The organism is Microcystis sp. M061S2 (genome assembly GCF_020245605.1).
Lineage (GTDB): Bacteria > Cyanobacteriota > Cyanobacteriia > Cyanobacteriales > Microcystaceae > Microcystis.
In genome coordinates this window covers 37,117-55,459 of sequence record NZ_JADBUP010000099.1, presented here as the reverse complement: position 1 = coordinate 55,459, position 18,343 = coordinate 37,117, and the positions used below count along the sequence as shown (strand labels likewise).

The 18,343-nt window shown below is 43.3% G+C and carries 13 protein-coding genes and 1 CRISPR repeat array; of the genes, 9 read left to right on the top strand and 4 right to left on the bottom strand.

Annotated elements, in window-relative coordinates; translation table 11 throughout:
• Positions 1-89 precede the first annotated feature (89 nt).
• From IM475_RS17055 to IM475_RS17045, 3 genes are read left to right on the top strand one after another with little or no spacing between them, the layout of a single operon-like run.
• Positions 90-1,289 carry a hypothetical protein gene (locus IM475_RS17055; RefSeq protein ID WP_287728414.1) on the top strand — a complete coding sequence of 400 codons (1,200 nt, stop codon included), beginning with the start codon at positions 90-92 and terminating at the stop codon, positions 1,287-1,289.
• Positions 1,290-1,295: 6 nt separating this feature from the next.
• The gene (locus IM475_RS17050; protein WP_287728413.1) at positions 1,296-4,598 is read left to right on the top strand and encodes an efflux RND transporter permease subunit; all 3,303 of its coding nucleotides are present in this window, start codon (positions 1,296-1,298) and stop codon (positions 4,596-4,598) included.
• 57 nt (positions 4,599-4,655) lie between these two features.
• Positions 4,656-6,221, top strand: a complete 1,566-nt coding sequence (locus IM475_RS17045) for a cation:proton antiporter (protein WP_287728412.1) — start codon at positions 4,656-4,658, stop codon at positions 6,219-6,221.
• An 18-nt stretch (positions 6,222-6,239) separates the two neighbouring features.
• On the opposite strand, the gene IM475_RS17040 is transcribed toward IM475_RS17045, so the two are convergent.
• Together IM475_RS17040 and IM475_RS17035 are read right to left on the bottom strand one after the other, a co-directional pair.
• The gene (locus IM475_RS17040) at positions 6,240-6,989 is read right to left on the bottom strand and encodes an amino acid ABC transporter ATP-binding protein (RefSeq protein ID WP_002784428.1); all 750 of its coding nucleotides are present in this window, start codon (positions 6,987-6,989) and stop codon (positions 6,240-6,242) included.
• A 12-nt stretch (positions 6,990-7,001) separates the two neighbouring features.
• Entirely contained in the window at positions 7,002-7,451 is a 450-nt protein-coding gene (locus tag IM475_RS17035) for a DUF29 domain-containing protein (protein WP_287728411.1), read from the bottom strand.
• A gap of 199 nt (positions 7,452-7,650) precedes the next feature.
• Here IM475_RS17035 and IM475_RS17030 point away from each other — a divergent pair, with 199 nt between their 5' ends.
• From IM475_RS17030 to IM475_RS17020, 3 genes are all read left to right on the top strand, one after another.
• On the top strand, positions 7,651-8,778 hold the full coding sequence (locus IM475_RS17030) for a type I restriction endonuclease (RefSeq protein WP_287728410.1): 1,128 nt from the start codon (positions 7,651-7,653) through the stop codon (positions 8,776-8,778).
• Positions 8,779-9,022: 244 nt separating this feature from the next.
• On the top strand, positions 9,023-10,207 hold the full coding sequence (locus tag IM475_RS17025; protein WP_287728409.1) for an AAA family ATPase: 1,185 nt from the start codon (positions 9,023-9,025) through the stop codon (positions 10,205-10,207).
• Positions 10,204-10,986, top strand: coding sequence for a DUF3226 domain-containing protein (locus IM475_RS17020; protein ID WP_287728408.1), 783 nt, complete (start codon positions 10,204-10,206; stop codon positions 10,984-10,986). The genes IM475_RS17025 and IM475_RS17020 overlap by 4 nt, the downstream gene beginning before the upstream one ends.
• A gap of 227 nt (positions 10,987-11,213) precedes the next feature.
• Here IM475_RS17020 and IM475_RS17015 read toward each other — a convergent pair whose 3' ends face one another.
• The gene (locus IM475_RS17015; RefSeq protein ID WP_287728407.1) at positions 11,214-12,047 is read right to left on the bottom strand and encodes a photosystem II manganese-stabilizing polypeptide; all 834 of its coding nucleotides are present in this window, start codon (positions 12,045-12,047) and stop codon (positions 11,214-11,216) included.
• 457 nt (positions 12,048-12,504) lie between these two features.
• On the opposite strand from IM475_RS17015, the gene IM475_RS17010 reads away from it, so the two are divergent.
• Both IM475_RS17010 and IM475_RS17005 read left to right on the top strand, forming a co-directional pair.
• Positions 12,505-12,849: a hypothetical protein gene (locus tag IM475_RS17010; RefSeq protein ID WP_287728405.1), complete on the top strand. Its 345-nt coding sequence runs from the start codon at positions 12,505-12,507 to the stop codon at positions 12,847-12,849.
• A 67-nt stretch (positions 12,850-12,916) separates the two neighbouring features.
• Complete coding sequence (locus tag IM475_RS17005) at positions 12,917-14,350, top strand: phosphoglucomutase/phosphomannomutase family protein (protein ID WP_287728404.1); 1,434 nt, start codon at positions 12,917-12,919, stop codon at positions 14,348-14,350.
• Positions 14,351-14,394: 44 nt separating this feature from the next.
• Here the strand turns inward: IM475_RS17005 and IM475_RS17000 are convergent, their stop codons facing one another.
• Positions 14,395-15,414 carry a methyltransferase gene (locus tag IM475_RS17000; RefSeq protein ID WP_287728403.1) on the bottom strand — a complete coding sequence of 340 codons (1,020 nt, stop codon included), beginning with the start codon at positions 15,412-15,414 and terminating at the stop codon, positions 14,395-14,397.
• Positions 15,415-15,601: 187 nt separating this feature from the next.
• Positions 15,602-16,739: a CRISPR direct-repeat array (repeat unit 36 nt; unit sequence GTTTCCATTCAATTAATTTCTCTAGCGAGTAGAGAG).
• A 320-nt stretch (positions 16,740-17,059) separates the two neighbouring features.
• On the opposite strand from IM475_RS17000, the gene IM475_RS16995 reads away from it, so the two are divergent.
• Positions 17,060-18,313: a helix-turn-helix transcriptional regulator gene (locus IM475_RS16995; RefSeq protein ID WP_287728402.1), complete on the top strand. Its 1,254-nt coding sequence runs from the start codon at positions 17,060-17,062 to the stop codon at positions 18,311-18,313.
• Positions 18,314-18,343: the final 30 nt, after the last annotated feature.

Here is an 18,343-nt window from a genome sequence, read left to right as displayed (position 1 = left end):
ATTATGGATATTTCTCGAAAGTAGATATCTAGCCAACGCTGATAGCTTACCGTGGTGATTGTGATGACAGAAAAGCGAGGATTATAGCCGTGCCTTGGAATCGAGTTAATCAATGGGTAGAAAGACGCTCTTTAGTGGCCTTAGAATCAGCTTATCAGAGAGCACTCAAAATTAAAGCGATCGAAGATAAACATTTTGGGGGACAAAAAATTTCCCCGGCTGCCGTGGGAGGAAAAAGTGTTTATGATTACTTTCAAAGTACCCTAGAGCGAGAATTATTACAGATACGTTTCGATTTAACTCAAGTGCGTCTGGGTAATTTTTTTAATCCGCAAACTAACCCAGAAAATAATAACATCCTAGAGACTTTAAAGGCGATCGAGGATATTATCGGTAAATATCGCCTAGACTTAGAGGAATTGCTGCCCCCATTACCGAATAATCAAACCCCAAATCTGCCTAATGCCAATCTCACTGGTGATACCTCCAGAGATAAAAATAACCAGGCAATTTCTCCTGTAACCGGTAATAAATTTTTTAACTTCCAGCAAGAATTAACCCCAGAATACGAACAAACCGTTATTAAACAACTCCGTACTCTGCGACAACAGCAACGTATTGCTATTCGTTTTATCCTGATTATTATTTTAGTTCCTCTCTTGGTGCAGGTTATTAGTAAAAATTTCGTCTTTAGCCCTATTTTAAACTATTTGGGTGTGGATAGAGCGAAAATATCAGAAGTTTATATTTCTCAGGAAATTGGCGAAAAATATCTCAGGGAATTTGCTAGACTTCAAGAAATTAAGGAAATCAAGCACGTTTTAGGAGTAGCAAAAGCAGGGCATGAATCAGAAGAAAATTTTCGAGAACAGGTCGAGGAATTATTTAAAGAAGCGGGTTATGAAAGTCAAGATGGTTGGAAAAACTTACTCTCCGATATCACTGGATTAATAGCCTTTATTGCCATCTTAATTTTTGGTCGTCAACAATTGGCAATTACGCGAGCTTATGTTAGTCGTTATTTTCTCAGCTTAAATGATATAACCAAAGCCTTTATCTTTATTCTCTTTACCGATATATTTGTCGGGTTTCACTCGGCGGAGGGTTGGACGGTAATCTTAGAAACTTTGTTCCGGCACTTTGGTTGGCGCGAGAATATTACATTTATTAGCTTGTTTGTGGCCACGGTTCCCGTTATCCTAGATACCATCTTTAAACTATTAATATTTAATTATCTGACTCGTAAATCTCCCACCGCCGCAACTATCCTAGAAAAGATGAACCAGTAACGCCCTATGATCCTTAGTATTGCCGATACCTTCATTAAAAGACCCGTTCTGACCACAGTTTGCTCGATTTTAATCGTTTTGATCGGAGCGATCGCTGTTCCCTTTTTACCCCTAGAAAAACTGCCCCAGTTGGCATTTATTCAGGTAGCGGTAAATGCGAACTATTTGGGAACCGATGCCAAAACCGTACAGGATAACGTTACCACGGTACTCGATCGCCAGATTAACGGGACAGAACAGATTGTTTATATGCAGTCCCAGAGTACCAACACCGGACAAAGTACGGTGAATGTCTTTTTCCCGGTGGAAATGGATCGTAACATTGCCCAAGTCTTGGTACAAAACCGTGTCAGTACCGCGGCCGCTAGTTTACCGGAAGAAGTGAACCGGCAGGGGGTGACAACCAATACCCAATCCCCCAGCGTTACCCTTGCCTACGGGATTTCCGCCAAACCGGACGAAAAGGGCAATTATCCCTACGATACGGTCTTTTTAAGTAACTTTGTTGATCGGGTCATCGATGCCGAGATTCGTCGGATCGAGGGGGTTGGTAGTACAACAATCATCGGGGAGAGGGAATACGCCCTACGTTTTTGGCTTAATCCCGATGCTTTAGCCGCTAGGGGCGTATCGGCGGAACAAGTAGTACAGGCGATCCGAGAACAGAATATTCAGGTGGGTGCGGGGACAATTGGCGGTGATCCCAGTCCCGAAGAGCAGCAATTCCAGATCGCCATTCGCGCCGTTGGTAGGGTGGCCACCGGGGAGGAAGCGGAAAATATTGTCGTCAAAGTCGGTGAAAATGGCGATTTAATCCGAATTAAAGACGTAGGACGCGCAGAAATCGGAGCCGAAAGCTACAGTACCGCCGCCTATTTCGACAAATCCCCCGCCGTTGTCTATATCGTCTATCAGTTACCCGGTTCCAACGCTTGGAATACTGCCAAACTGGTCAAAGAAAAAATGGCGGAACTAGAACCAAGTTTCCCCCCGGGGTTAAATATCGCCATTACCCTCGATAATACCGCCTTTGTCGCCGCTTCCCTAGAAGAAGCCTTTGGCACTCTGGTGGAGGCGATTTTACTGGTTATTCTCGTCATTTTTATCTTCCTTCAGGATTGGCGCACCACGATCATTCCGGCGATCGCTATTCCCGTATCTTTGATCGGAACCATGGCCGTCGCCCTGGCTTTAGGCTATTCTCTCAATAACCTCTCCTTGTTTGCCGTCATTCTGGCCACTGGTTTAGTGGTGGACGACGGCATCGTGATCGTAGAAGCGGTATCGGAAAAATTACGGCAGGGAATGCGGCCATTTCAAGCTGCCCTTGATGCCATGGGCGAGTTAACCTCGGCGGTTATCGCCAGTTCTCTTGTACTATTGGCGGTGTTTATTCCCGTCACCTTCTTCCCCGGTACGGTGGGGATCGTTTATCGACAATTTGCCGTCATCATCTCCGCTTCAATTATCATCTCCACCTTTAACGCCCTCAGTTTTTCCCCCACCATGTCGGCGATTATCATGAAACCGCCCCAACGCACCCGCGGACCCTTGGGACTGTTTTTCGAGGGCTTTAATCGGGGTTTCAACGCAGTTAAAGAGGGCTATCGACGCTCGATCGAATTTCTGATCCGCATCCGTTTTTTAGTGTTACCCTTCTTTATCGCCGCCCTCTTTCTCACAGCTTGGAGTTATAGCACCACTCCCCAGGGTTTTATCCCCGAAGAAGACCAAGGTTATGCCTTCGTTTTGGTGCAAGCACCCGCCGGGGTTTCCTTGCGCTACACCGACCAGGTTATCCGTCAGATTAACGAAGAAATTCTCGACGGTATCGAAGAAATCGAACACTTTGTCGGTATGGCGGGCTTTAGTTTTGCCGGAAGTGGTAGCAACCAAGGGCTATTTTTTGTCAAGTTAAAAGAATGGTCGGAACGGCCCGGCGAAGATAAGTCGGTTTTCGGGGTTCTGCGGAAAATTAACCAGCAATTAGCCACTAAAGTCCCAGATGCTCGCGCTTTCGCCGTTAATGCGCCCCCCGTGGATGGATTAAGTTCTACCGGCGGTTTCGAGTTATTTATCCAAAACCGCGCTTCTTTCCCCATGGACGCTTTGATTGCCAACGCTAATAACGTCATGGCCGAGGCCCGAACAAGACCGGAATTATCGGGAATTTTCACCCAATTTACCACCGACACGCCGATGCTGGAACTTTCCATCAATCGCAACCAGCTACAGGCCCAAAACGTCGATATGCAGGCCGTTTTCGGTACCCTGCAAACCTATCTCGGTTCCAACTTCGTCAACCAATTCGTCTTAGGCGATCGCTTGTATCGAGTCTTTGCCCAAGCAGAAGCGGATTATCGCTCTAATCCTGAAGATATTAACCGTCTTTACGTCCGTTCCCGTACCGGGGCCAATATTCCCCTATCGGGTTTGGTTAGCGTCAAACGCTTCACCTATCCACCGATTATCACTAACTTTAACCTCTATCCCTCGATTAACGTTCAGGGTAGTCCCGCCCCCGGTTTTAGTACGGGACAGGCGATCGCAGTGATGGAAGATGTTTGTCGGAAAGTCCTGCAGCCCGGTTTCGGTTACGCTTGGACGGGTACAGCTTTCCAAGAAAAAACTTCCGCCGGGGCTGCCCCAGTTATCTTCGGATTAGCCTTTATCGTGGTTTTCCTCGTCCTCGCGGCCCAGTACGAAAGCTACATTGACCCGATTATCATCATGATTACCGTTCCCCTAGCGATCCTAGGTGCCATGGGGGCCTTACTGTTGCGGGCGAATTTCCTACAAGTGGGTAGTCTGTTCCCGGCGGTGAATAATAATATCTATGCTCAGGTGGCTTTGGTCATGTTGATCGGTTTAGCGGCTAAAAATGCGATTTTAATCGTGGAATTCGCTAACCAGTCCCGTACTTTGGGTTTAAGTATTCCCGATGCGGCAGCCCGGGCCTCGACGGAACGCTTAAGACCAATTCTGATGACGGCTATTTCCGGTTTAGTCGGTTTCTTGCCCTTGGTTATCGCTTCCGGCGCCGGGGCGATGAGTCGTTGGTCCCTGGGAACTGCAATCTTAGGCGGTTATCTGATTTCGACGGTGTTGAGTTTATTTCTCGTCCCGGTGTTGTATGTGCTGATCAAACAGTTCGAGGCCCGATTCCTCTCCTCGAAACCCCCCAAAGATGGCGGTTCTGGCAATAGTAAAACTCCTTCTCTGGGTGGGGAAAGAAATACATCAGAAACCTCCATAGAAGAAGGGGCCATTTCCTCTTTGAAAATCTCTCCTCAGTCCCCGAATGACTAGGGTGTTAGGAGACTTTTTCAGTGATAACTGATAACTGATAACTGATAACTGAAAATAATGAGTCTAGAATCTACTGCTAACGAGGCGATCGCTCATAATTTAGAGCAATTCCTGCTAGTTTTGACCATTTCCTTGAGTGTCGCCACTTTATCGAGAACCGTTGCCTTCCTCCGCAAAATTCCCTACACCCTGCTGTTAGTTATTGTCGGTATGGGTTTAGCTTTTTTAGATTTGCGTCTAGTTAATCTTTCCCCAGAATTAATTCTGGAAATTTTTCTGCCTCCCCTCCTTTTTGAAGCCGCTTGGAATATTCCTTGGGCTAAATTAAAGGAATATTGGGTTACTATCGTCCTTTTTGCCGTTATCGGGGTGATTATCTCCGTTTTGGGAGTCGCCTATCCCCTACATATCTTTGCTAATTTACCCCTATCGATCGCTTTTCTCTTGGGTGCTGCCCTAGCTGCCACCGATCCCGTCTCTGTAATTGCCCTATTTAAAGAATTGGGGGCCAGTAAAAAACTAACGATCCTGATGGAAGGGGAAAGTCTCTTTAATGATGGGGTCGCTGTGGTCGCTTTCGTCCTCTTGGTGGGGATTCCCTTGGGAGTCGATACCTTTTCCATACCCGTGACGATCGCTCGTTTCTGCACCTTTGTGGGGATTGGCATCGGTGTGGGTTGCGTGATCGGTTTCGGCATTTCCTACCTTACCCAACGCTTTGATCTGCCTTTCGTGGAACAGTCTCTCACCCTAGTTTCTGCATACGGAACCTATCTCGTCACGGAAAAATTAGGCGGATCTGGTGTGATTGGGGTGGTAATTGTCGGGATTATTCTCGGTAATCTCGGTTCGCGCATTGGTATGAGTCCCCGCACGCGCCTAGTAGTTAGCGAATTTTGGGAATTTATCGCCTTTTTTGTCAATTCCATCATCTTTTTACTGATCGGTGATCAAACCCGTTTTGAGAGTCTCGGCAGTCACTTAAGCGGGATTTTAATAGCGATCGCCGCTATGGTGGTTTCCCGTCTGTTCTCAATTTTTGGACTAGGGGGAATTAGTAACCTAATTACGGGTAATAGGATCAGTTTCAAGGAAAGAACGGTGTTATGGTGGGGAGGATTGCGCGGTTCGGTTTCGATCGCCCTAGCGTTAAGTGTTCCTACGTCTATCCCCTACCGTCAAGAAATTATTGACGTGGTTTTTGGGGTGGTTTTATTTACTTTATTGGTGCAAGGATTATCCATACAATGGCTGTTAAATGCCCTCAATCTTATCGGTGATCAACCGATTCGCGCCGAATATTCGGCCTTAATTGCTCGTCAGATTGCCTTAACCAGGGTGTCTAATTATCTGCAACAACCAGAACGTTTTCCCGATATCGATCCCGAATTTTATCGCGACAAAAAAACTCTGGTGGAAGGACAATTAAAGTCCTTGGGCGATCAGTTGCAAAAATTACTAGAGGAACACCCACAATTAAAAGATGTGGTGGCCGAACAATTTCAAGATACTTTACTCGATATCGAAGCTAATACCTACGCAGAATTAATTCGAGCCGGTCGTTTAAATGAAAATCTCGTTCCCCTTTTAGTGGAGGTAGAAAAAGAAAAAGAGATGGTTTAATGATCAAGTCATGGAAAATCAAAGAATTTTTGCTAAAAATTGCTGAGTTCGATCAGATTGGGGATTATTAAAAAATTCTGCTGGGGGGGCAATTTCCAAAATTAAACCCTGATCCATAAATACCACTCGATCGGCCACTTCTCGCGCGAATCCTACCTCGTGGGTGACACAAACCATGGTCATCCCCGATTTGGCTAAACTTTGCATCGTTTCCAAGACTTCTCGCACCATTTCTGGGTCTAAAGCTGAGGTGGGTTCATCGAATAACATCACCTTCGGCTGCATGGCCAAAGCGCGAACGATTGCCACCCGCTGCTGTTGTCCTCCCGATAACTGAGGGGGATATTTAAGCGCTTGTTCGAGAATACCAACTTTTTCGAGGAGTTTTCTCGCTATTTCCTCCGCTTGCGCTTTTTTCCAACCGCGCACCCACATCGGACCAAGGGTGACATTATCTAATACCGTCAGATGGGGAAAGAGGTTAAATTGTTGAAAAACCATGCCGACTTCCTGACGGATTGCCTCGATATTTTTCAGGTTGTGGGAAACAGTTATCCCGTCAATAATAATGCGGCCTTTTTGATAGGATTCCAACCCGTTAAAAGTGCGAATAAAGGTGGATTTTCCCGAACCGGACGGCCCCATAATCACGACAACTTCCTGTTTATTAACGGTGAGATTGACTCCCCGCAAAGCATGAAAGCGGTTATCATACCATTTTTCCACAGCTTCGGCAATTATAATCGGTTCACTGTTGTGAGAGTCCATATTTTTGAGAGTTTATTGATTGTCTGTATCGGGAAACCACTGTTTCTCAAGAATTTGTGTCAGAGAGTAGGGGCAAATTATCGGTAAATTTTTTAATCCTGTCTTTTTTTCGGCAATTAAGCGGGCGTTTTCATAGATATTGTCTAACTCTAGTTCTATAAATTTGCTTAAATTGGTAGTGAGCTTATCTTCTAATTGTACTCGAAAAGTTATAATCTCTGCCGCCCAATGATTACTATTTCTTTCTCTTTCTGTTGTCCAAAATTGATAGAGTAACAGATGGATTATTATTTGTAAACTTAAACTTTTAACAGCAGTTTTTTCGCTCCGTCCTAAAGTTGCCAACTCCTCGATCAAATGTTCGCAATCTACCCGATCAAACTGACGATTTTTTAATAACTCGATCGTCTCACTTAACCAGCGATCATACTCCCGTTCATAAAGCTGTTCTAAAGCAAGCATTGTCTTTGATCAAATGGGGACATTATTAAAAATAACCCATTCCTAGAAATGATAGCACAAAATATCCGGATGGCACGGGATTAGTGTAAATATTTGTGAATTAATGATGATGACAGTCAAAAATGCTTGACCCTGAGGTAAAAAAAGGTTAAATTATGGTTAGGCTGAGAACCCACACATCCTAGATAATGAGGCTATCATGGATTTAATCGATAAACTCAAAGCAATTGCCCAAAAAGTTGAAACCTCTCGTTCTCAAATCCAAAACGAACAGGCAACCAAAACAGCTTTTATTATGCCTTTTTTGCAAGCATGGGGTTACGATGTGTTCAATCCCATGGAAGTTCACCCCGAATATAGTGCCGATTTAACTGGATTAAAAGGGGAAAAAGTAGATTATGCTATTTGTTTGGACAATCAACCGATTATTTTGATGGAATGTAAAAGCTGTCATCAAAATCTTGAGCATCCTAAACATAGTTCCCAACTGCATCGATATTTTATCGCAACTGGAGCTAACTTTGGAGTTTTAACTAATGGGATTATCTATCGGTTTTATACGGATACCGTCAAGGATAATATCATGGACGATAAGCCATTTTTTGAGTTTAACATTCTCGACTTTGACGACTCTTCCGTTAACGAATTAAAACGATTTTCTAAATCTAGCTTTAATTCTGACGAACTAGAAGAGGTTGCTCGCAATTTATTGCACACAAAAGAAGTTAAAAAAGTGATTGCCCAGCAATTAAGTGATCCTTCCCCCGAATTTGTTAAGTTTTTTGTTAGTCATGTGTATTCTGGGGTGAGAACTGCATCGGTTGTCGAAAAATTCAAAGAAATTATTAAGCGTTCTCTCAAAGAGTATATCAATGATATCATCAAAGAAAAATTTGAGGAAGTTTTAGGAAAAGAACCTGAAACAAATCCTCCTGATACATCAGCAGCAGAAGATACTCTACCAGAAGAAACAGGGGAAGATGGAATTAATACGACCCTCGAAGAACTGGAAGGATTTTACATTATTAAATCAATTCTACGGGAAGAAATCAATACCGCACGCATTCAATTCAAAGACACTAGAAGTTATTTTGGTATCAACTTAGATGGAAAAGTAACCAAAACAGTCTGTCGTCTGCGCTTCCATGAAAGAACTGGCAAGAAATCAATCAGTATTCCCGATAACGTGGAAACTGGTAAAGAAGCAACCACCAATATAGACAGTCTTGATGAAATTTATGGAGTCGCTGAATTTCTGAAATCTCGTATCCGCTATCTGACTCAAGATATTTATAAAAGCAAGTCAGAAAAAACGGAAAGTATCTAAAATAATTAGCCCCTATCTCTTTAATGACCGATAGGGGTTTTTAATGATATAATTTTTAGTAATCGCTGATTATGGTTGTAAAATTTTATCTAGGTATAGGAAGTTACGGTTAAGTAAGTGGTCATGAAAAGGAGACGGGAAACAGGAGATAGGAAAAAGCTGATAACTAGAAGTTCATTAAAACTTCAATACATTTGAGTAGATGACTTAGTTTTTTGTCACCCTTTTCAGCTAAACTAAGTTTATGACTAAAAGCCTAGAAAACATTACCATTCACCAGTTTAGAGGACTGCGAGAGCTTGAGCTAAAGAATCTCGGACAGATTAACCTGCTTGTGGGAATTAATAATTCGGGAAAAACCAGCGTTCTCGAAGCGTTATCTATTTACTGTCATCCCTTAGATCTAAAAGTTTGGCTAAATACTGCTAGACAAAGAGAACAAGAGTACAGAGTTTCTCGGACTCCTTATCTAGATTCCCTACAGTGGTTATTTACCCACGATGCAATGATTGAGCAAGAAAAACTTAATCACGGGGTTATATCAATCACAGGAAATGGCTCCTTTAAAGTTCAGAAAATCGAGGCAATTTATGAAGAACTCGAAGGAATTATTTTAATTGACAGTCCCGAAGACAAGCTTCATATTAATCAGATAATTAGCGAAGAAAACGAAGATTTAATCGATAATAATGAAGATTTATGGGAAACAAGAAAAGGTATCAACTTATCGATAACAGTATTTCTTGCTGAAGAACAATTAATAAGTTTAATTAATTATCCCCAAAATCCCCTGAAAGAAAACTATCAACTTTGGGAAAATAGCCCTCTCTCTAGACTATCGGGAAAAAAAGAACCTAGCTTACTAACTTCTCTGGTTAGTCCCGCTTCTCATCGTTCTGATATTGGTCAATTTCGATTACTTTCAGAAGTGAGATTTGCCAATTTTAAAACAGATGTTATCGATTTACTGCGTCAAATGGACAGTAATATTTCTGATTTAGAAATTCTCTTACCTCCTCATTCTTTATCTTCCAGATTTAACATTTATATTCAACACGAAAAATTGGGACTTGTACCCGTTAGTACCTTTGGTGACGGGGTGCGTCGCTTACTTCATATTGCCCTCAAACTTGCCAGTGTTAAAGGTGGAATTTTATTCATTGATGAATTAGAATCAGCTATTCATACAGAGGCACTGCAAAGTTCTTTTAATTGGTTAGTTAAATGGTGTCAAAAAATGAATGTACAACTGTTTGCTACTACCCACAGTCTAGAAGCTGTTGATGCTCTGTTAGAAGTTACTGAACGAGAATCAGATTTGGTGCTTTATCGTCTCGAACCAAAGGAAAATTATACTAGAGTAGTTAGACATGATTGGACTCGATTAAAAAGTTTACGAGAAGACTTAGGACAGGAGGTTCGTTGGTGAGTCGAGAACATATATTGATTGGAGTGGAAGGTAATCATGATCAAGCTTTTCTGGTGAAAGTTATGTGTAAACTTCTGGGGTTTTCTAAATGTGAAGAACTCTCAAATCTAGAACCAATTTGGAAAAAATTTATTCCGAAATATCCTCCTCCTAAAACTGGAAAACTTTACATCAGACTCGATATGCCATCTATTCTTTATACTGAGACTTTATCCGTGGCAATTTATGCTGGGGGTGGCAGTGAATTAATTAAAAATTTAACCAATAAACTTGCCGATATGGATTATAACAATGAATTATCAGCTTTTGCCGTTATTGCCGATGCGGATAAAGATAACCCGGCAGAAGTTGCTCGTAAATATCATCAGGGTTTTCGGGAATATTTTCCCGACTTTCCCAGGGTAGTAGCTGCTACGGGAACTATTCAAGAAAATAGACCAAGAGTCGGATTATATATACTGCCTAATAATGTTGATCAAGGTGTCTTAGATACCCTACTTTGTGATTGTGGAAAAATCGCCTATCCTGAATATATGAACAGAGCAAAAGCATATATTCAACAATTTTCCGAGGAAGAAATTAGTCAAATTGGCTGGAAACCTTTTGATAAAGAAAAAGCCACTATTGCCGCAGTTGCTAGTATTCTTAAACCGGGAAAAACCAACACCGCAACTATTTCCGATGATCGGTGGATTAGCGAACAAACTGCAACACAAATACCATCACTACAAAATCTTTTAACTTTCCTGAAACAACTCCTCAAAATGGAGTCGATATAATTATATTTATCTGCTGAAAACTTGGGGAGTTATACTAAATCCTTTGAGTATAGGCTACATATCAGGATAGGCAAAAGGCACTCATGCAAAAGGGGGAATAAATAATCAGTCTTTGATAACCGGATTTGGTATAAATTAAGTCTGTCAAAGCTTAGAAAAAAAAGCGAACTTCTCTAGGGAGAAATTCGCCTTAATTTCCAGAAATTCTGAATTTAGCCAAAAATTAATTAGGCACGAGCTTCGAGACGACCGTAGAAAATGCCGCGAATTTTCACTTCTTCAGCATCTTTTGCGCCTAAATCGGTGTCGGAAGGCTGTTCACTTTCAAAAACACCAGCAAACTCGCCGGTAGAAGCGTCAACTTTAGTTACCTGTAAAGACATAGTACCTTTACCCAGTTCCGTCGCTTTGACGTTAGCACGCTGGAAATCTTGACTATCAGCACTAGCGGGTAAAGCGACAGCATTATCATAACCCGTCACCACACCCCGACCTTTGGGATCTAAGAAACCAGCGCCACGATAGGAGGGAACTTTAAAGTCGCCTTCAAAATCCGTGGAACTGTTAATCGAGTTAAAGCCGGCTTCGGTTTTGCCGGTGAAACCTTTAATGGTAAAGAAGAGGGGAACTCTTTCACCTCCGGGTAATTGTACGGTAATGGGTTGGAAATCGATACCGTCTTCTTCCTTGAGGGTTAAAACACCGTCTTCACCTACGGTTAAGCTCGCTGTCATCTGTTCTAAACTGGTGGTATCTCTGGTTAAGAGTTTACCCGGGATAAAAGTGGCTGCTTCCCGCTTATTAACAGGTTCACCCTTGACAAAATATTCTTGGGGTTCCAAGCATAAATCTGTCACCACATAACTTTCGCCGCGTTCTAAGGGGAGAGTACCCCGGGTGAACTCGGAAATCTGCGGACATTTGTTAGCTAATCCCGTGTTTAAAATTTCATCATAGGTTAGCTCGTTTCTATTCAGGACGGCACTAGGCGCGTCGCTACAAGCTGTCAACACCCCCAAGCACAAGGCTAAAAAGGCAACTAACAAGGCACGAAATCTCATCTATGTCAACCTCTCTTTGTCAATCTTTACAATTACTACCCTTGATCCATAGCCTGATGAATTATCGAATCGGTCGGGCCAATTCACCGAAACTCAGTTTATCAAAGATCCGTGACCATTGAGAAGATGGGGGACAGGAGACGGGAAACAGCAGGCAATAGGCAATAGGCAATAGGCAATAGTAAAGAGATTGGAGGAGATTCGGCTAATCGAAGAATAAGCAGTTTAAATACGTCTTAGCTTAGGAGTCAGTCCCGATGAAAAAATTTTCACCACCACAGATGAAAGAGGTTTCCTTCCCCACACCCCACACCCCACACCCCACACCCTACACCCCACTTCCCCACTTCCCCACTTCCCCACACCCCACAGCATCTTTCAAGTCAGAAGGCTCTAAGTAACTCATAGCTGATGACTGATATGATTGGTGTGACTGTTTTCAGATGCAGAAATTTCGATGAATAGCCGATTGCCGGGAGATAATAGCCAATTAGATAGCCAACTACATTCCCTTGTAACGACGGTGACAGCGATCGCCCAAGAACAGCAGGGAGATTGTAACGGTTTGTTAATGTTGCTGCGAACTTTAGAAAATTTACATCGGCAAATTCGCGAGCAGATGTTCGAGCCATCTTTACCCAATACGCGTAAGGACTTATACGGATTACTCCGGGATATCGAGGAAACCGGGGGATGGCCCTATATAGAACGGATGAAGTTACAAATGTTAATGGAAAAATTATTAGCCAGTGAAGTCGGTGCGCTCGATCCGGCGGCAAAAACCGATGATCGGGAAAAATGAGTTTCCAGAGGTTACGGAGCGGGTTACAGTATTGGGAAAATGGATTTTTAGGGGTAGTTCGTAAATCATGACCACCGTGAACCCGATTAAATTTGGAACCGATGGCTGGCGCGGGATTATCGCCGCCGATTTTACTTTTGATCGAGTCGCTCTGCTCGCTCCCTTGGCGGCTCAGGTTTTAGCCGATAATTATGGTCAGATCACGGGTTCGCGGACGATGATCGTCGGCTATGATCGGCGGTTTATGGCGGAGGATTTTGCTCAAACTGCGGCGGAATCGCTTCAAAAAGCCGGTTTTGATGTGCTTCTCTCCCAATCCTACGCTCCCACTCCCGCTTTTAGTTGGGCAGCTCGCTCAGAAAATGCTCTCGGTGCGATCGTCTTAACCGCCAGTCATAACCCGGCTAAATATCTCGGTTTGAAGGTTAAAGGTTATTTTGGTGGTTCTGTCTCGCCGGAAATTACCCAACAAATTGAAGCTTTATTGTCTAATCCGCCGCAATTTAAGGCAGCTGCCGGTAAATTAAGCACTTTTGAGCCATGGTCAGGTTATTGTCAGGGTTTACGCCAAAAAGTTAATATTGCCGCTATTGCCGAGGCGATCGAATCGGGACAACTAAAAGTTTATTCCGATGTCATGCACGGTGCGGCGGCTACCGGTTTAGAGCGTCTTTTGGGGGTGGGGATCACGGAATTACGCGGCAATCGCGATCCTTTGTTCGGTGGCGGCTCTCCGGAACCTTTACCGAGAAATTTGACGGAAATCATCGATAAACTGGCTCACAGCGCAAATTTAGCCCCTTTACGAGTAGGTTTGGTCTTCGATGGGGATAGCGATCGAGTGGCGGCGATCGATGGTCGGGGGAATTTTTTAAGCACCCAAAATCTCATCCCGATTTTAATCGAGCATTTAGCCGGCAAAAAGGGAATGAGAGGGGAAATTGTCAAAACGGTGAGCGGTTCCGATTTAATCCCCAAATTAGCCAGTTTATACGGTTTATCGGTCTTTGAAACCCCGATCGGTTATAAGTATATCGCCGATCGAATGTTGACCACTCCTGTGTTAATTGGTGGGGAAGAGTCGGGAGGTGTCGGTTATGGTACTCACATTCCCGAACGGGATGCTTTATTATCAGCTTTATACGTTTTGGAAGCGGTGGTAGAATCGGGCCAAGATTTAAGCGATCTTTACGCGCAATTACAGGATAAAACTGGTTTTTATTCTCAGTATGATCGCATTGATTTACCCCTAGCTAATATGGAAGCTCGCGATCAGTTAATTACTGCTTTGGATCAGGAACCCTTAAGGGAAATTGCCGGTAAACAAGTGACTGATTGTAATCCTATGGACGGTTATAAATTCCGTTTAGAAGATGGCAGTTGGTTGTTAATTCGCTTTAGTGGTACAGAACCGGTTTTGCGTCTCTACTGTGAATCTTCAACCCTCGATCGAGTTCATGAAATTCTTGCCTGGGCAAAATCTTGGGCTACTTATATCTAAACAATAGAAAACGGGTTTCTTGAATAAACCCTTTTTCTATTCTATTATTTTTTAACGCATTCAATAATGCAAATATCCTCTTGAGTCGGAATAATTCGATTTAATTTTAATCCCGCTTGACTCAACAATTCCTCAAATTCTTCTGCGGTTCTTTCCTTACCTCCCGGACACATAACTAACATATTTATGTCTAACATTTTAGCGGCCGAAGGATTATTACCCGCAGGAACAACCATTTCCAAGACTAAAACTTTCCCATTGCTATCTAAAGCTTGACAACAGTTTTTCAAAATAGCAATGGCTCGTCGATCATCCCAATCATGAATAATATGTTTTAATAAATAGCCATCTCCTCCCGACGGTACGGATTCAAAAAAATTACCGCCAACGGGTTGACAACGATGGAGAATCCCGTGTTTTTCTAAAGTGGGTTGACAATGGGAAATTACATATTCTTCATCAAAAAGAATTCCTTTGAGGTGGGGATATTGCTCTAAGATTGTCCCCAACATCTCACCGTATCCCCCACCTACATCTACTAGGGTTTGAAATTCCGAGAAATCATACACAGCTAAAATAGCCTTCTCCTCCGAAAAAGAAAAACTATTCATCGACTGTTCAAAAATCTCTGCATCTAGCGGATGAGTTTGAAAATATTCAAAGACTCCCATCCCAAAGACATCATCAAAAGATGGTTGTCCCGTTTTAATACTATGTAACACATTTCCCCAGGCTTGATAATGGGGGGCTTCTCCTAACATAATTGCTGTCGCTTTTACTGACCGGGGATGGTCACTAGATAAATGTTCGGCTAAGGGAGTTAGTATAAACTGTTGAGATTCAGTTTCTTGAAAAATTCCCACACTAGCTAATGCTCGCATCAGTCGGTATAAAGCAGCAGGATTAGTCTCAGTTAGGGAGGCCAAATCTTGACAGGATTTCGCTCCTTTGCTTAAATGCTCGGCTAGACTTAATTTAGCCGCAGCATAGATGGCCTGAGATAGCCAGTAACCCGAAACCATTTGGGTTAATTGAAGATGAAGAGGGAGTTCAGGTAAGGACATAAGCAACTTTTACGCGAATACAATTAAACATTACCATATAGAATAAGCTGCCCGCGCATTTAAATCGTCTGTTGAGATGAGGCACTTTTGCAAGGGTCAACAGGAAAGGGATTGGGGGAGATTCAGCTAATGTCTAAACGCGAGTAGAGAGTATGGCTTATCGATGCACTCGAATCAATCCCTATACGTTTCCATTCAATTAATTTCTCTAGCGAGTAGAGAGTTGCTATCCGGTGTGAGTATTCTGAATATTCTAGCGCGTTTCCATTCAATTAATTTCTCTAGCGAGTAGAGAGTACTTTCGATTATTTCGATTGTTGGTAGTTTCTTTTTGTTTCCATTCAATTAATTTCTCTAGCGAGTAGAGAGATCTTTGAACTAGGCATGGGAGACGCATTCTACACCGCGTTTCCATTCAATTAATTTCTCTAGCGAGTAGAGAGATATCAAACAGGCAACCGATGAATTATTGGAATTTGCAGTTTCCATTCAATTAATTTCTCTAGCGAGTAGAGAGTACCTGCGAACGCGATAGTGACGATATTGTTTGCAAACAGTTTCCATTCAATTAATTTCTCTAGCGAGTAGAGAGAAAAAAGGAATAAAAGCCACTGGAGAATTAGTCGAATCGTTTCCATTCAATTAATTTCTCTAGCGAGTAGAGAGGATAATCAGCACAGATATCTGTTTGGAAGTCTCGATAGTTTCCATTCAATTAATTTCTCTAGCGAGTAGAGAGTCGCACATATAGCGGGATGAATTGGACCGTTAAAGGGTTTCCATTCAATTAATTTCTCTAGCGAGTAGAGAGGATAGACTATTCCGGAATGCTAAAAATGTTGTTAACGTTTCCATTCAATTAATTTCTCTAGCGAGTAGAGAGAAAATGGAGGAGCTTACTGGTTACTCGACGCGATGTTTCCATTCAATTAATTTCTCTAGCGAGTAGAGAGAATCTTCCAGCAGGGTTTGCAGACCCAGACTGCGATCCAGTTTCCATTCAATTAATTTCTCTAGCGAGTAGAGAGAGTTGTTAGACTCGTTAACACTCTATACAGGAGAAAGAAAGTTTCCATTCAATTAATTTCTCTAGCGAGTAGAGAGACTATCAAAAATGCTGACGGTGATTCGCTTTATGAAGTTTCCATTCAATTAATTTCTCTAGCGAGTAGAGAGAGAGAGTGAGATTGTTTAATAATTTGTAAAAAATCTTTGTTTCCATTCAATTAATTTCTCTAGCGAGTAGAGAGGGAAGTGCCTTTTATAAGCACACTCAATCTACCCCGTCTGTTTCCATTCAATTAATTTCTCTAGCGAGTAGAGAGAGCCGGTAGGCAAACGTCCGAACAGGATTGGGGTTCGGAAGCCAGTTGCGACGGATAAGTTAATTATAGCTAGATACGGTCGCACAGTCAACCCCATAAACCACAAAACCCTTATCCTGTGGTAGATCGAGGGATTTTACCGGAAACCGAGGTTATCTGCTCCCACCCCTGTCGGTCGCTAGTCGATGATACCCTAAAAAGCCAATAATTTAACCCCTCGATCGAGGGGCTAATTTTTCCAGTCCTGATCGGATTTTCTAGCCCTCGGAGTGAGGTAAATTTATATCGGCTTTCCCCTTGACTGAACCGATTGCATCTGTATGACTCAGCACCCCAAATCCCCTAGGGAAAGAACACTGCGTGAACGAGATAGTCGCGAGTTCCAGCGACTTATGCTCCTGATCGCCACCCTCGTCCGACACCCCGGAGTCGGTTATCAAACCCTCGATCCCTCGGAAAATTACCATTCGGGGAAAGATCACAACGCATTAACAGAAGTACAGGAACGGGTGAGAGAACTCGCCGCCACCCTCGCCCTCGGTTGGCCCGCGGAATATCCCTCCATTGCCACCCTGAGAAAAGACATAACGACCCTACGGGATTACAAAATTCTCGATCGCCACATCTATCGCTGGGGGTATTATCTCGGCACCGGCGTTATGAGTCCCGACGAACTTAAAATCGCCTTTGATGCACTCCGCTCCCGGGCCCTCTATCAGGGTGATCCGAGAATCCGTCAGGTCTATCACCAACTCGATCGCCGTCTTCAAGGGTTTACACTCGGCTCCCGGGCTGACTTTCTCTATCCCGTCTGGGAACAACTCGATCGACCGATCAACTATACCGATCCCGAAGAGATGATGGAACGGGGAAAATATCGCCAAACTTTATACGAGAAAATCGACACCCTAGAACAGGCCATTGTCCGGGGAGAGGTAATCGAGATCGCCCGACCGATCGATCCCTATCAAAAGAAATTTACCGGGCTTTTCCCGATCTATCCCCTCCAGCTAATTTACCGTGACATTGGCTGGTATCTCCTCTACGAAACCTATCCCGATGGCTGTCTGGCCATCGGCCGCCTCAATCGTTTCGCCGGTCATTGTCGAATCCTCCCAGAACCCTCTCGCTCCCTCGAAGAACAGCGCCACAGCCTCAATAATGCCCACAAACTGATTAAAAATGGCTGGGGCTTGAATTTGGGGGATTTAGCGGCGCAAAAATTGGAATTAGCGGCACAATTAACCCTAATTACCGTTAAAGTTCGCTTTTTTCATCCTGTGAGTTACTTTATCCGGGAGGGAGAAGCACGTCACCCCCGGCAGCAGTTGACAAATCCCCAGATCGACCCGCAGACGAAAATCCTTAACTCGATCGATTACCACATCGCTCTCCCGTCCCGTTCCCTGGAAGAATTTCTCTGGTGGGTACAGCGCTATCTCGAACAGGCCCAGATTCTCTCTCCCCCAGAAATGGCGGAAAAACACCAGCGATCGGCGCAAATGTTGGTCGATCGATATTCTCCCCCAACAGACGATAATCATAGTAAAAAATTCATACCACCAGAAACTTAGACGGGATAAGCTTTTGAAGCTTTTTAGAAA